This window comes from Chloroflexota bacterium, assembly GCA_023475225.1.
Taxonomy (GTDB): domain Bacteria; phylum Chloroflexota; class UBA6077; order FW602-bin22; family JAMCVK01; genus JAMCVK01.
On sequence record JAMCVK010000026.1, the window covers coordinates 34,582 to 47,688 of the forward strand.

13 protein-coding genes and 1 riboswitch are annotated in these 13,107 nt (G+C 55.9%); of the genes, 5 read left to right on the forward strand and 8 right to left on the reverse strand.

The window, feature by feature from the left end:
* Positions 1-207 precede the first annotated feature (207 nt).
* The gene (locus tag M1136_05875) at positions 208-3,705 is read right to left on the reverse strand and encodes a tetratricopeptide repeat protein (protein MCL5075166.1); all 3,498 of its coding nucleotides are present in this window, start codon (positions 3,703-3,705) and stop codon (positions 208-210) included.
* Positions 3,706-3,795: 90 nt separating this feature from the next.
* Positions 3,796-3,928, forward strand: a riboswitch (FMN riboswitch).
* A gap of 68 nt (positions 3,929-3,996) precedes the next feature.
* Between M1136_05875 and ribD the strand changes: the two genes are divergently transcribed.
* The 5 genes from ribD (at position 3,997) to M1136_05900 (ending at position 8,223) form a co-directional block, all read left to right on the forward strand.
* The gene (gene ribD, locus M1136_05880; protein ID MCL5075167.1) at positions 3,997-5,109 is read left to right on the forward strand and encodes a bifunctional diaminohydroxyphosphoribosylaminopyrimidine deaminase/5-amino-6-(5-phosphoribosylamino)uracil reductase RibD; all 1,113 of its coding nucleotides are present in this window, start codon (positions 3,997-3,999) and stop codon (positions 5,107-5,109) included.
* 2 nt (positions 5,110-5,111) lie between these two features.
* Entirely contained in the window at positions 5,112-5,744 is a 633-nt protein-coding gene (locus M1136_05885) for a riboflavin synthase (protein ID MCL5075168.1), read from the forward strand.
* A 14-nt stretch (positions 5,745-5,758) separates the two neighbouring features.
* Positions 5,759-6,970, forward strand: coding sequence for a bifunctional 3,4-dihydroxy-2-butanone-4-phosphate synthase/GTP cyclohydrolase II (locus tag M1136_05890; protein ID MCL5075169.1), 1,212 nt, complete (start codon positions 5,759-5,761; stop codon positions 6,968-6,970).
* Positions 6,967-7,452 (forward strand): 6,7-dimethyl-8-ribityllumazine synthase, encoded by a 486-nt coding sequence (ribE, locus tag M1136_05895; protein MCL5075170.1) that lies wholly within the window; start codon positions 6,967-6,969, stop codon positions 7,450-7,452. Before M1136_05890 ends, ribE begins: the two co-directional genes overlap by 4 nt.
* A 72-nt stretch (positions 7,453-7,524) precedes the next feature.
* The gene (locus M1136_05900) at positions 7,525-8,223 is read left to right on the forward strand and encodes a hypothetical protein (GenBank protein MCL5075171.1); all 699 of its coding nucleotides are present in this window, start codon (positions 7,525-7,527) and stop codon (positions 8,221-8,223) included.
* Between the two features lie 106 nt (positions 8,224-8,329).
* Here the strand turns inward: M1136_05900 and M1136_05905 are convergent, their stop codons facing one another.
* The 7 genes from M1136_05905 to M1136_05935 form a co-directional block, all read right to left on the reverse strand.
* Positions 8,330-8,557, reverse strand: coding sequence for a type II toxin-antitoxin system MqsA family antitoxin (locus M1136_05905; GenBank protein ID MCL5075172.1), 228 nt, complete (start codon positions 8,555-8,557; stop codon positions 8,330-8,332).
* Positions 8,558-8,596: 39 nt separating this feature from the next.
* The gene (locus M1136_05910) at positions 8,597-8,980 is read right to left on the reverse strand and encodes a HEPN domain-containing protein (protein ID MCL5075173.1); all 384 of its coding nucleotides are present in this window, start codon (positions 8,978-8,980) and stop codon (positions 8,597-8,599) included.
* A complete protein-coding gene (locus M1136_05915) occupies positions 8,952-9,299 on the reverse strand; it encodes a nucleotidyltransferase domain-containing protein (GenBank protein MCL5075174.1) in 348 nt (115 codons plus the stop codon). Before M1136_05915 ends, M1136_05910 begins: the two co-directional genes overlap by 29 nt.
* A 151-nt stretch (positions 9,300-9,450) precedes the next feature.
* A complete protein-coding gene (locus tag M1136_05920; GenBank protein MCL5075175.1) occupies positions 9,451-10,629 on the reverse strand; it encodes a Gfo/Idh/MocA family oxidoreductase in 1,179 nt (392 codons plus the stop codon).
* A 54-nt stretch (positions 10,630-10,683) separates the two neighbouring features.
* Positions 10,684-11,655 carry a sugar phosphate isomerase/epimerase gene (locus tag M1136_05925; GenBank protein MCL5075176.1) on the reverse strand — a complete coding sequence of 324 codons (972 nt, stop codon included), beginning with the start codon at positions 11,653-11,655 and terminating at the stop codon, positions 10,684-10,686.
* The gene (locus M1136_05930; GenBank protein MCL5075177.1) at positions 11,652-11,966 is read right to left on the reverse strand and encodes a hypothetical protein; all 315 of its coding nucleotides are present in this window, start codon (positions 11,964-11,966) and stop codon (positions 11,652-11,654) included. Before M1136_05930 ends, M1136_05925 begins: the two co-directional genes overlap by 4 nt.
* 144 nt (positions 11,967-12,110) lie before the next feature.
* On the reverse strand, positions 12,111-13,106 hold the full coding sequence (locus M1136_05935) for a phosphotriesterase-related protein (GenBank protein MCL5075178.1): 996 nt from the start codon (positions 13,104-13,106) through the stop codon (positions 12,111-12,113).
* Position 13,107 lies beyond the last annotated feature (1 nt).

The following is a 13,107-nucleotide window of genomic DNA, read 5'->3' on the forward strand; positions in this document are numbered from 1 at the left end:
GAGGGGAGCAGAATTTTGGGGAGACCCCAAACCCCTGCCTGCGGCAGGCAGGCCAGCAGAAGGGCTTCGCCCCTCGGCACTCCCCCTCCGGCGGAGGGTAGTAATTACCTATAGGCTGTGTCCCAAGCCATCCCAGCGGCGGGGCTGCACTCCCTTGGAAGCCCTGTTGTTCAAACCCCTTGATCTCCCCGTGGGATGCGGGATTCGTCAGGCTAGCTGTTGGCCTGCGCTCAGGCTCGAGTGGAGATTCCTTGCCTTCTCCAAGTCTTTGGTTGTCCCCAACTTCTGGAGTGAAGCAATGGCCTGGGAGAGATATTCCTGGGCCTTGGCCGGCTCCCCTTGACCGATACAAAAAAGGGCTCTCTCATAGAGGGCCAAAGCCGTCTCGCGCTCACTGCCCAGCTCCTGTAATAGCTGTTCACAGGACGACAGATGCTCGGCGGCCGAAGCCCAGTCACCTCGCAGGCGGTATGTCGTAGAGAGCACCCGATGAGCGATAGCCTCTTCTAATCTATTCCCCGTCTGCTGTGCCTGGTGGAGAGCGCGTAAGGCGTAATCAAAGGCCGTCGTCTGGTCTCCGAGCTCTATATAGCTTTCGCCCAGCTGTCGGCAGATCTCGGTCAATGCCTCACCAGCCCCAATCCCTTGAGCCATCTGGAGACTTCGTTTGAGGCTCTCTATAGATTCAGGTGCCCGTCCGAGCTCCCGATAGGCTTCGCCCAGATTCAGAAGATTGCGCACCACGCCCCGCGCGTCGCCAATCTTCTCTTTCATACTCAGACTCTTCTGGTAATGTTCGATGGCCCGGGGTAAATCCCCCCTCATCCGATGGCTACCGCCTAAATTGGTATAGGCATCAGCAATAGCGGAGGTATAGCCCAATTTATCCGCAACGCGCAAGTAATCCTCAAAACAGGCCGTGCCTCGCCCATAGTCCCCCTTGCGGATGTAGGCTGCACCAAGGTTATTGTAGAGTGCTCCCACCTCCCAGGGGTCACCGGTACGCTTGGCTTCGCTGATTCCTTTTTCCCAACACCCGATGGCCTCATCCCAGTTGCCCGAGAGATAGTGGACATATCCTAACTGACGCCAGGCCTGCGCCAGCTCACGGTGATGCTCACTTCCCCGGAGCAGTTCGATGCTGTCGAGGCTGAACTGCCTGGCTAGCTCATAGCGTCCCTGGCGCAAGTATACTTTAGCAATAGAGGCACGAATGCGCGCTAACAAAGCTATGTGGGACGGCTCCTCACCCACAGCTGAGACGGCTGCTCCAAAGACCCCCAGGGACAGGTCATATTTGCCCCGCTTTTCATGAACGTTTTCACCGATGCGCCATAAGATATCAGCGTATTTTAGCGGCTCCCAACAATGGGCTAGGGCCCCTTCATAACTGGTTAAGGCATCGTCGTACTCCCCAAGGAGAGCATAGACATCGCCCCGATTGGTCAAGATCTCCACCCGCTGCCCGCGCAGCATCTCTGGGGACACGGCCATCTCCTCCGGAGATAAGCCGACCACTGCTTGATCCGGCTGTTTCTCCAGATGATCCACCGCCTCAAGGGCCTGGCTATAGTAATGCAATGCCTCGCGGTTGGCATACAGTCTCTTAGCCTTATCGCCAGCCAGGGCAGAGAATCGCAGGGCTTTCGCCCATACCTCCCCACGGTGATAGTGATGGGCCAGCGCCTCTACGTGTGGCTCCAACCGATCGCTATAACGGCGCTCCAGGCGCTCAGCCACCTTCTGGTGCAACTCCCTCCGTGAGCGGAGGAGTAAACTATTGTAAGCGACCTCCTGAGTAAGGATATGTTTGAAGGTATACTCTGGCTCACGGGCATGGCGGTCGCGCAAGAAGATAAATTCGCCCTCCTCCAGCTGGCTAAGGCAAGGGTTAAGTTCGGCCACATCAGAGATTTCCCTCAGTAAACCAAGACTGAAGCGGCGGCCGATCACGGCGGCCTGCTGCAAGACCCGCTTAGGTTTTTCCTCGAGTCGATCCAGGCGGGACATTATTACCCCCTGCACACTTTCCGGAATAATAGTGGGGGTGATCGGCCCATCAGCCCGCCAGGTATGATTCTCCCTCACGAGCAACTTGCTCTCGATAAGCGACCTGATTATCTCCTCTACATAGAACGGATTGCCCCCGGACCGTTGCACGATAAGCTCTCTTGTTTCATCTGGCAAGCTGGTTACACTGAGCAAAGAAACAATCAGCTCAGAGCCCTGCTCCACAGTCAGCGGTTGCAGAGCGATGCGGGTATGTCCTGGGTGTGTCCACCAGTGTTCCGGTTCCTGTAAATCGGGTCGGTGGAGCAGACAGAAAAAGATGGGTACGTCCTTGAGCTGTTCAGTGAGGAAATCAAGCAGTTCAAAGGATGATGGATCAACCCAATGCAAATCCTCAACGACGATGAGTAATGGCGCCTTCCCTGCCTCACGTTCGAGGAGCTGGCGCACGGCGGCAAACGTCTCCTTCTTCCACTGTTGGGGAGAAAGGTGGGACGGGCTGACATCCTTCGCCCCAGAGAGAAGATGATTAATGGGCACTCTTAGCTCAGATGCCTCCAGACGAGCAGCCATCTTTGTCTGGATATCCTCCTCTGTATCCTCATCGGTGAGGTGAAAGTAATCGCGCAGGAGATCGGAAACAGCGCTGTAGGTGTTACCCTGAGTGTAGGGTAAGCAGCGGCCCTTCAGGTAGGTGACCGTCTCCAGACGACCGCTCTCCTCCAGGTATTTGCGGAATTCGAAGAGAAGACGCGACTTGCCCAGGCCAGCCTCACCTACGATACAAACGAGCTGCGCCTTGCCCATCATCGCCAGGGTAAAGGAGGACTTCAACTGCTCCAGCTCGGTCGTTCTACCGATGAATTTCGATTCTAGCCCTTCTATCCCCCGCATAGGGCGGCGCTGCTTGGCCAGCCCTATCACCTCATAGACCTGGAGTGGTTTCTCTTTGCCTTTAACGTACAACGGCTCAAGGGGTGTAAAATCGAAAACTCCCTGGGTAAGGGAGTAGGTGCTATGGCTGACCAGAACCTTGCCCACTCCGGCTGAGTGCTCTAGCCTGGAGGCTACATTGACGGCATCGCCCATTACGGTATAGTCTATCTTAGCCTCTGACCCAATGCCTCCGGCGATCACCTCACCGGTGTTAATGCCGATGCGCATGGCTAATGGTCGTCCGATCCTCTTCTCCAGTCCCACGCTGATCTGCTTAAGTTCCTCCTGCATCTCCAGGGCAGCCCTGATCGCCCGCTCCGCATCATTTTCGTGGGCGATGGGGGCCCCGAAGAGGGCCATGATGTTGTCACCGATGTATTTATCAATCGTACCCTCATATTTGGTGATCCTGGCCCCCAGACGTTGGAAGCAATCGTTCATTATATCCCTGAATTCCTCGGGATCCAGCCGCTCGGTTATAGCTGTTGAGCCGCTCACGTCGCTGAACAGGACGGTCACCTGGCGGCGCTCGGCTTCTAACGAGGGGCGCACTGGCTCGGCCGCAGGGGGAGGGGGTTGAGGAGGAGGCGCCGCAGGCGTCTCTGGGGCGCCGAGAGGGGCACCACATCCACCACAGAAGCGGAACTGAGGCGGGTTGACAAAGGCGCACTGGCCACAAGTGATAGGCAGCTTGGCGCCGCAACCACCACAGAAACGCATGCTCTCCGGGTTCTCGAAACCACATGTGCCACAGCGCATGCCTTTGTCACTCCCCCTCAGTGAAATTCTACCCCAAACGTGGTATAATTGACAAGGAAAATCAAAAGCAGTAGACTAGAGTCAATAGAAAACTACCTTCAGGGCAGGGTGAGGCACGAAGGGTGCCAATTCCTGATCGGCGGTACAGCCCGCGAGCCAGTTTACTGGCAGATCTGGGGAAGGTCCAGAGCCGACGGTACAGTCCGGATGGAAGAAGGCGGTGGAGACACTCGACGACCCGAAGTGCTCTAGGCCTTCGGGTCGTATTTTATTCCAGACGGGGAGAATACGATGGACTATATGGCCCGTGCGCTCGCTTTAGCGCGTCTGGCCCTGGGGCGGACCAGTCCCAACCCGGCCGTAGGGGCGGTGCTGGTCAAGAGTGGTCAGGTTGTTGGTGAGGGTTATACCCAGCCAGCCGGCTCCTGGCACGCTGAGGTCGTGGCCTTGCAAAAGGCAGGGGAGATGGCCAGGGGGGCTACCCTCTACGTGACCTTAGAACCGTGTGCTCACTTTGGGCGCACCCCTCCTTGCACTCAAGCCATCATCAGAGCGGGTGTAGCCGAAGTGCATATGGCTATGCTCGACCCGAACCCGCTCGTTGGGGGGCGCGGACGTCGACAGCTGGAGGAGGCGGGCATCCCTACCCAGGTGGGCGAATACGAGGCTGAGGCCAGGGAACTAAATGAGTCCTTCATCAAGTACATTACGACCGGGTTGCCGTTCGTCGTAGCTAAATGGGCGATGACGTTGGATGGGAAGATTGCCACCGCCTCTGGTCATTCGAAATGGATCACTGGGGAGACGGCCAGGAAAAGGGCCCACGAACTACGAGATGTCAGCGATGTCATCCTCGTTGGGGTGAACACGGTCATCACCGACGATCCCCAACTGACCATAAGGCTGGTGGGCGAAAGTGGCCGACCGCCTCGGACGCGAGACCCATGGCGCGTCATCGTCGATAGCCGGGGGAGGATTCCCCTTACGGCACGGGTCCTTTCGCCAGCCCTGGCCCAGGGCACGATAATCGCCTCGACGGAGCTCAGCGACCCGCTTAAACGAAAACAGATGGAGGAGAGCGGAGCGGAGGTGCTTCTCCTACCGGAGAAGGATGGGCATGTCGACTTAAGCGAACTTATCGCGCTCTTAGGTAAACGCGGCGTCACCAACGTATTGGCCGAAGGGGGTGGCGAACTGCTGGCTTCGCTCTTCACCGCCGGATTGGTCGACAAGGTATATGCCTTCATTGCCCCCAAGATCATTGGAGGCAGCAGGGCCCCGACGCCCGTGGGCGGGCTGGGAATCAAGTCTATGGCTGAGGCTCTCACCCTGAAGGATAGACGAGTAGAGATACTGGACGATGATGTGCTGATCCAGGGTTACCCACGCCGTAACGGAGGCTAATCGTGTTTACGGGGATTGTTGAAGAGGTAGGCAAAGTCCGCGAGGTTCGGGCGGACCGTTTAACCATAAAGGCCAGACTGGTCCTCACCGATTTAAAGCCAGGGGATAGTATCGCCGTCAATGGCGCCTGCCTTACGGTGGCAAGGCGAGGCGAGGATTGGTTTGCGGTGGCTGTGATGCCTGAGACGATCAAACGCACCAACCTCTCCCAGCTCGTGAGTGGCGACCGGGTAAACCTGGAACGGGCCCTTCCCCTGGGTGGTCGCCTGGGAGGTCACTTTGTGCAGGGCCATATCGATGATGTAGGCCGGGTACTCACTTTGAGGCGAGAGAAGGAGGCGATCGTGATGCGCTTCGCCGCGCCGCCAGAGGTGATGCGTTACATCGTCGAGAAGGGCTTCATCGCTGTAGACGGTGTTAGCCTGACTGTCACTGCTTGTGATGATGCCTTTTTTGACGTCTCGTTAGTAAAATATACCCGGGAGAATACCAATCTAGGGGAGAAAAGGTCGGGTGACCTGGTCAACCTGGAGGTAGATATACTGGCCAAGTATATAGAGAAGTTCACCCAGGAACGTACCTCTAAGGCGTCCATCACCGCCGAACTTTTGGCCACTTACGATTATAAGCCCTAGGAAGGAGACCGCTTATGCCCTTAGCCACTATCCAGGAAGCCATAGAGGATTTCAAAGCAGGCAAATTCGTTATTATCGTGGACGATGAAGACCGCGAAAACGAGGGCGATCTGGCCATCGCCGCGGAGAAGGTTACACCAGAGGCGATCAATTTCATGGCTAAGTACGGCCGGGGCTTGATCTGTCTGCCTATCATCGGCCAACGTCTTGATGAATTGCAAATACCGCTAATGGTGCAGAATAACACCGCTGTCTTTGGGACAGGCTTCACCGTCTCGGTGGAGGCCAAGCATCTGGTAACAACTGGTATCTCCGCTTACGATCGGGCGGCAACCGTCAAGGCCATCCTGGATTCAAGAACGAAGCCGGAGGATTTGGCCCGTCCCGGGCATATGTTCCCTCTGCGCGCCAGGGACGGGGGGGTTCTGGTACGGGCTGGTCAGACGGAGGCGGCCGTTGATCTGGCCAGACTGGCCGGCTTGTATCCGGCCGGGGTTATCTGCGAAATAATGAACGACGACGGCACCATGGCCCGCCGCCCCCAGCTGGAGGAATTCTCGGCTAAACATGGGATCAGGATCATCAGCGTGGCCCAACTGATCGAATATCGTCAACGACACGAGAAGCTGATCAGACGCGTGGCCGAGGCGAGCCTGCCCACGAAATATGGCGATTTCACGACTATCGCCTACGAAAGCATTATCAGCAAAGAACCCCATATCGCCCTGGTCAAAGGAGATGTGGCTACAGACGACCCTGTCCTCGTCCGGGTGCACTCCGAGTGCCTAACGGGAGACGTGTTTGGCTCCCTGCGCTGCGACTGCGGAGAGCAAAGGGATCTTGCCCTGGGGATGATTGGAAAGGAAGGACGCGGTGTCTTCCTCTATATGCGCCAGGAGGGACGGGGCATCGGACTGCATAACAAGCTGAGAGCCTATGCCCTCCAGGATGAAGGGCTGGATACGGTAGAGGCTAACCTCAAGCTGGGCTTTGCGCCCGACCTGCGTGATTACGGCATCGGCGCTCAGATCCTGGTTGATCTGGGCCTAAAAAATATCCGCTTGATGACCAATAATCCCCGTAAGGTAGTCGGACTTGAGGGCTACGGATTGACCATTGTTGAACGTGTCCCCTTGCTGGTTGTGCCTAACCCATTAAATGCGCGCTACCTGGCCACAAAACAGACGAAGTTGGGTCATCTTCTAAATATGGAGGAAAAGGGATGAGAAGGATCTACGAGGGGAATCTACTTGGCGCCGGCTTACACATGGGCGTGGTTCTTTCCCGGGTTAACGATTTTGTCGGGAACAGGCTCCTGGAGGGGGCGATGGATGCCCTCCTGCGACACGGGGTGCGTGAGGAGGATGTAGACATCGCCCTCGTGCCGGGTGCCTTCGAACTACCTCTGGTGGCCAAAAAGATGGCTCAGAGTGATCGGTTCGATGCTGTGATCTGCCTTGGTGTCGTCATCAGGGGAGACACGCCTCATTTCGAATACATCGCTGCTGAGGTGTCTAAGGGCATCGCCAATACCGCCCTGGAAACTGGCGTGCCGATCACCTTTGGCGTCATCACGGCCGATAGTCTGGAACAGGCCATCGAGAGAGCCGGGGCTAAGGCCGGTAATAAGGGATTCGATGCCGCGGTGAGCGCCGTCGAGATGGCCAACCTGATGAAGAAGCTGGGAGGCCCGGGCTTACCGGCCTGAGCGCAGCGCTGAAGCGAACCTGGTGCGCTAGATGTTAGATACCGCCAGCGATAACTTCGTAGGAGGTTTCATATGGATACGGTTCTCCCCTTTCTATCGAGTGCGATCAGTTTTGTGTTCGCAGCGGCCGTCTTCGCTCAGTACCTGGCTAGACGGAAGCCTTACCAGCTGCTCTGGAGCCTAGGGCTACTTTTTTACGGACTCAGCGCTGGTTGCGAATTTCTAGCCGGCGTAAGCGGCTGGAACGTGACCGTTTATCGAGTCTGGTACGTCACGGGGGCTTTCTTCGTCGCTGCCTATCTGGGCATGGGCACGGTCTATCTACTGGCACCGCGGCGGGTTGCTCACCTGGTTATGCTCATCCTGGGCTTAGGCTCGCTCATGGCCATCTACCTGGTGTTCACTGCCTCGGTCAACGTGGCGCTCCTGCCCACCTCCTCCAAAGTCAGTGGTGTGGCTATGCCGAATTACGTGCGGCTGCTGACCCCTATATTTAATATCTTCGGCACCGTCGCCCTGGCCGGTGGAGCCCTCTACAGTGCCTGGCTCTTTTGGCGTCGGCAGATCCTGCCCCATCGCGTCGTGGCCAATATCCTGATCGCCATCGGCGCCTTCATGCCAGCCATCGGGGGCACGCTGGCCCGCTTCAATATTCCTGAGTTCTTCTATCTTGGGGAATTGCTTGGGGCTGTAATCATCTTCATCGGTTTCCTGAAGAGCCTGGAACCACGCACAGCCGGGGCGAGCGCCGAAGCCAGGTCTGGGGGTTAGTACCCAAAGTCAAGGGCGTGGATGAGAGTGACGAACAGTGGGGGTTCCAAGGGGGCGCAGCCCCTTCCCAACGGCTGCCGAGTGTAGCCCGTTTCTTGCACTCGGCCTACGCCGCCACATACTCACGGATGTCTACCTGGACGCCAGCCCGGGAGGCTTCCTCTGCGGCCTGAAGGAGCCATGCAGTGATTTCTTCGTCTACGTATTCCTCCCCGCAGTTTGGGCAGACCCTCGCCGGCACACCCTTGATCACCAGGGTGACGCTATCTCGCTCCAGAGTCACCGTCGCCTTGCCAGGAAGGGTTTCTGCTTGCTTACAAACGACACACTTCATTGTCTCCTCCTCTTGAATCCGGGCTCCCATTGGGTCAGGTCAGGTTCGCGCGTCCAGCTTCTCTCGGATGAGACGGCGCGCTTGCAAGGCGGCCTGCCAGCATCCTTCTGCGTCTTGCCTTTGGGCAAAGGTGCTGGGATAGCGAATCTCTACAGCAAAGCTGGTCAGGAAACGCAGTCCGTCCATCAGCAAAGCCAGTTCCGGCAGCGAGGGCAGACAAAGTTTTGCCAGTGCTTCCAAATCGTGGGTCTTGGGAAAGTCTACATCCCGTTCCACCAACCACGCCTTGAGATACCTTTCCACGCATTGCTGAGCGTGAAAGCAAATCGCATCGTAGACAGGGTCGTTGGTATGCCACTGAGCGGTTGCTACTTTGTAGTCGCCCTCTGCTTTTTCAGTCCACTCCTGTGTCATTGGCTTCATAGAGCACCACGCCTTTCGTGAGCACCTCTCGCAGAAAGACATCCCCCACTGCCAAGCGCTCAGCAATTTGCTGGGGGGTACGAACCAGCAAGTCGGTTGGGAACGGGAAGTCAACCGCCTTACGAATCTCCACGGCCTGTTCCACGTTCCGCAGCAGTGTCTCCATCATTACCAGCAAATCCACATCGCTGTCGGGCGTCGGTTTTCCGTAGGCGTAGGAACCGAACAAGAACACCTTCTGGGGGTGGAATCGCTCCACGATCTGCTGGACTACTCGCTGGATATCCGCTAGTGTCGCCGACGTTTTCGGCTCAGCCATCTTGCTTGATCTCCCTCGGTGCCCTAAGTATAGAATATAGGTTGGATAAATCAAGCACAATCGTCGCCCCAGCCATAGCCTACGTATTGCCTCAATAGAAACTGTTACTTATTTACCTCGTTATCCCTGAAAAGGAGCGTAGCGACCTTAGCTAATACTGAATTTCCACCCGTTTCCCCGTCCTCGCTGATTCAGCGATGGCGTCACAGATCACAGCGCACTTGTAGCCGTCCTCGAAAGTGGCGCCATAGGGAGCTACGCTCTTATCGTTAACGATGGCGTCGATCAGATGATATAGCTCATGAACGAAGCTGTGTTCCCATCCGATCATATGTCCAGGTGGCCACCAGCTCGCCCAGAAGGGATGGTATGACTCACTCACTAGAACCTCGCGGAAACCTGTTATCTCCCTAGGTTGGGTATCGATCAGGTAAACCCTTAGCTCATTGAGCCTCTCCAGATCGAAGGCGATGCTCCCTTTGGAGCCGTTGATTTCAATGACCTCATAGTTCTTCCTGCCAGGGCAGAAGCGGGAGGCCTCTAGGGTGCCCACTGCGCCGTTCTGAAACTCGATGACTGCTGCAAAGGCATCATCCACGTCTACCCTACCCATTCTTTCTGGATCACCCGGTAGTGGTCGCTCCTTGACGAAGGTCGTCAGCAATCCACTGACCGCCTTAGGCTCGTCCACCAGAAAACGAGCCAGGTCGATGATGTGAGCTCCAAGGTCCCCCAATGCCCCACTACCAGCAATCCTTCTGTCCAACCGCCAGACCAAAGGGTACTTGGGATCAGTGAGCCATTCTTGGAGGTAGCATGCCCGGAAGTGATGGATATGTCCCAAGGCTCCTTGCTCGATGAGCAACCGTGCCTGGCGGATGGCTGGGACAAACCGGTAGTTGAAGGCGCAAGCGTGCTTCACTCCGGCCTTGTTCACCGCCTCTAACATTCTCAGCGCTTCGGGTGCAGATCCAGCCAGTGGCTTCTCACAAAAGACATGCTTGCCCGCCTCAGCGGCAGCGATACAGGGATCGGCGTGCATATCGTTGGAGGCACAGTTATCGAAAAGCTGGATACGGTCATCCCTGAGCATCTCCCGCCAATCCATGTAGTAGCCCTCGAAGCCGTACCTGCGTGTTGCTTCGCGCACGGCTTCCTCGGATCGGCCACAGATGGCCACCAGTTTGGGTATGGCGGGCGGTGGCCAGAAGATGTACGGCATCTTCTTGTAGGCGTTTGAATGCGCTTTACCCATGAAGGCATAGCCAAGCATACCTACACCGATCTCAGGGATCTCTACAGCCAAGGGCTGTGTCTCACCCCTAGTCATGAAGTCCGTCTTTTCCTCACCCATGTCTAGCCTCCTCCCCCTCAAGGCGCTGATTTACCACCAAACCACCTCCAAGGGCTTCTTGATGATCAGCGGTTTCAGGTACTGGATGCATTTCTCGACACCGTCCTCCCTGGACATCACCGGATCCTCATGCTCGTAGGAGAGGACATAATCATATCCCACAGCGAGCAAGGCGGTCATAACGCGCCGCCAGTTCACCTCACCCCAACCGGGGCAACGGAAGCGAAACCCTCGGTCAGGGCGTGTCCAAGCACCGGTGGGGATAACACCTGACCTAGGCAACTCGTCCGCTTGGAGTTCTGAATCTTTGGCATGGGCGTGATAGATCCGCTTGCCGAATTTCTTGATGAAGATCACGGGATCGATCAACTGCCAGACGAGGTGGCTGGGATCGAAGTTAAAACCAAACTCAGGGCGACCATCGAGGGCCTTAACGGCCCGTTCGGCCGTCTCAATGTTGTAGGCTATCTCGGTGGGGTGCACCTCCAGGGCAAACTTTACCCCGTACTCCTTGAAAGTGTCGAGGATACTGTTCCAACGCTCAGCAAATAGCTCCCATCCACGCTCGTATATCTGCTCATTGGCTGGCGGGAAGATGTACCAGTGCCCCCACACATGGGAACCAGTGAAACCATTAACCACGGGCACCCCCAAGGCAGAGGCGGCTTGAGCAGTCTTCTTCATCCGCTCCATGCCATACCTAACCTTCTCGTCAGGGTCCTTGATCGGCGCCCAGCCGTCGGTGCTTTCGTTCAGAGGCCCAAGGACCAGTTGCCCTTCCAAGTGGTTACTGACGGCGGAGATGGTAAGGTTATATCGAGCCAACATGTCCTTAATGCTCCTCACGTAGACTCTATCGCTGACTGTCCGATCGATATCTAGATGGTTGCTACCCCGCCAGGCCGCCAGTTCTACCATCTCGTAGCCTAAGCTAGCGACGTACCGCGCCACCTCTTCCAGCGGCTTCTCGTTGAAGAGCACCGTAAAAATTCCTATCTTCATTTTTGCCCAACTTCCTCTGCGTAGATGATCTGAAAATCAGCGTTAACTTGGGCAAGCCATTCGCCGCTGGTCTTCCGCACCTCAGGTGTCTGCAAGTCTCTCTCAAAATCCTGTAGACTGCTTACATCAATGACCTCGATATACTTGCGTTTTTCCATCTCTCCCGCTTTAGGTAGCACTTTGTACAGGGTGAGGCCCAAGACCGATGCAGCCGCCCTCATGGTTGGCTGATCAGATTCGGTCGACCATTCTTCGTATTTCCTTGGGTCCGTTTCGGGCTTTAACTCATATATCACAAAGACCTTAGGCACTGTAGACCTCCTCAAGCAAGTTTTTTCAACAACCCCTGCCCCGGTCTTAGGGTTTTGAAGCAAGGGGCATATCTAGAACCTGCCCAAAAGGCGCTATCCCTCCCCCCGTTTTTCGATCCCTTTCTCGCCTTGAAACCTAACAGGTCAAAATGGCAATACACGCTTAGGGTTCTCGTGTAGAATAGTGTGCACAGTAAACGTATCAATACCTGCCGCCAGCAGTTTAGGGATGAAGCCCCTTAGAATATATGCAAACCGGAAACGGCCCAGAGTCTCAGGATTAAGTTTCTGCTCTTCCTCATATTTTTCCATCATGATGTCCGAAGAAAAGAACAATCGGTTTGCATATCCCATTTTCACCATGGCCGTGATCAGGCGAATCCTTTGGTCATCCGGGACATTATAAATCCGGCCATTCAAGTTGCTCCATTTCTCCTTCCCTATCGTATCATATTCAAGGTTCGCCCCACGCTGCACGATAGCTAGATGATAATCAAGATCAGGATTGATATCAGAATGTCCGATAATTACACGCCTCAAATCAGCACCCTCATTCTCTAGAATATCCAGCTGCTCTAGCCCCATCGTGCCATAGCCCGTGTGCGTAGAGATGGCTGCTCCGGTTCTCAGGTGGGCCCTCGCCGCAGCGCGCAGAACCTTTTCTTCGAGCGCGGTGATCTGGTTGATGGAACTGCCGATTTCGCCGATAATGCCAGCCTTAATACTAGTGCCATCGATCCCATCGGCGAGATCATGAGTGAAAATTTGGGCGATTTCATCGATACTCATCTCTTTCAAATAGTTGGGGAGGAAGGGGCCTTGATAAAAGCCGGTGCCAGCAACAATATGCACTCCTGTCGCCTTGCTGACACTGTGTAGAAAGTGGGCGTCCCGGCCCATGCCGATGCTCGTTACACTAACTACTGTTTTTCCCCCGGCTGCTTTAAATTCTTGCATACCGTTAATCGCAAACTCCAGCTCCTGTGCCCTTCTTTCAGCACTACTTGGTCTCCTCCCCAAATCAATGTGGAGGTGTTCATGCATCGCCGTGGCACCAAGTTCCTCCGGCAAGCAGCCCCCGAGTACCGTTTGTATCCTTTTGACCTTAGCTTGAGCTCTTTGCTTAACTACAATACCCATA

What these genes read in the sequence shown, in the direction of transcription:
- M1136_05875 (MCL5075166.1), bottom strand. Translation starts at nt 3,705, where the DNA reads ATGCGCTGTGGCACATGTGGTTTCGAGAACCCGGAGAGCATGCGTTTC.
- ribD (MCL5075167.1), top strand. Translation starts at nt 3,997, where the DNA reads ATGGACTATATGGCCCGTGCGCTCGCTTTAGCGCGTCTGGCCCTGGGG.
- M1136_05890 (MCL5075169.1), top strand. Translation starts at nt 5,759, where the DNA reads ATGCCCTTAGCCACTATCCAGGAAGCCATAGAGGATTTCAAAGCAGGC.
- ribE (MCL5075170.1), top strand. Translation starts at nt 6,967, where the DNA reads ATGAGAAGGATCTACGAGGGGAATCTACTTGGCGCCGGCTTACACATG.
- M1136_05900 (MCL5075171.1), top strand. Translation starts at nt 7,525, where the DNA reads ATGGATACGGTTCTCCCCTTTCTATCGAGTGCGATCAGTTTTGTGTTC.
- M1136_05905 (MCL5075172.1), bottom strand. Translation starts at nt 8,557, where the DNA reads ATGAAGTGTGTCGTTTGTAAGCAAGCAGAAACCCTTCCTGGCAAGGCG.
- M1136_05910 (MCL5075173.1), bottom strand. Translation starts at nt 8,980, where the DNA reads ATGAAGCCAATGACACAGGAGTGGACTGAAAAAGCAGAGGGCGACTAC.
- M1136_05915 (MCL5075174.1), bottom strand. Translation starts at nt 9,299, where the DNA reads ATGGCTGAGCCGAAAACGTCGGCGACACTAGCGGATATCCAGCGAGTA.
- M1136_05920 (MCL5075175.1), bottom strand. Translation starts at nt 10,629, where the DNA reads ATGACTAGGGGTGAGACACAGCCCTTGGCTGTAGAGATCCCTGAGATC.
- M1136_05925 (MCL5075176.1), bottom strand. Translation starts at nt 11,655, where the DNA reads ATGAAGATAGGAATTTTTACGGTGCTCTTCAACGAGAAGCCGCTGGAA.
- M1136_05935 (MCL5075178.1), bottom strand. Translation starts at nt 13,106, where the DNA reads ATGGGTATTGTAGTTAAGCAAAGAGCTCAAGCTAAGGTCAAAAGGATA.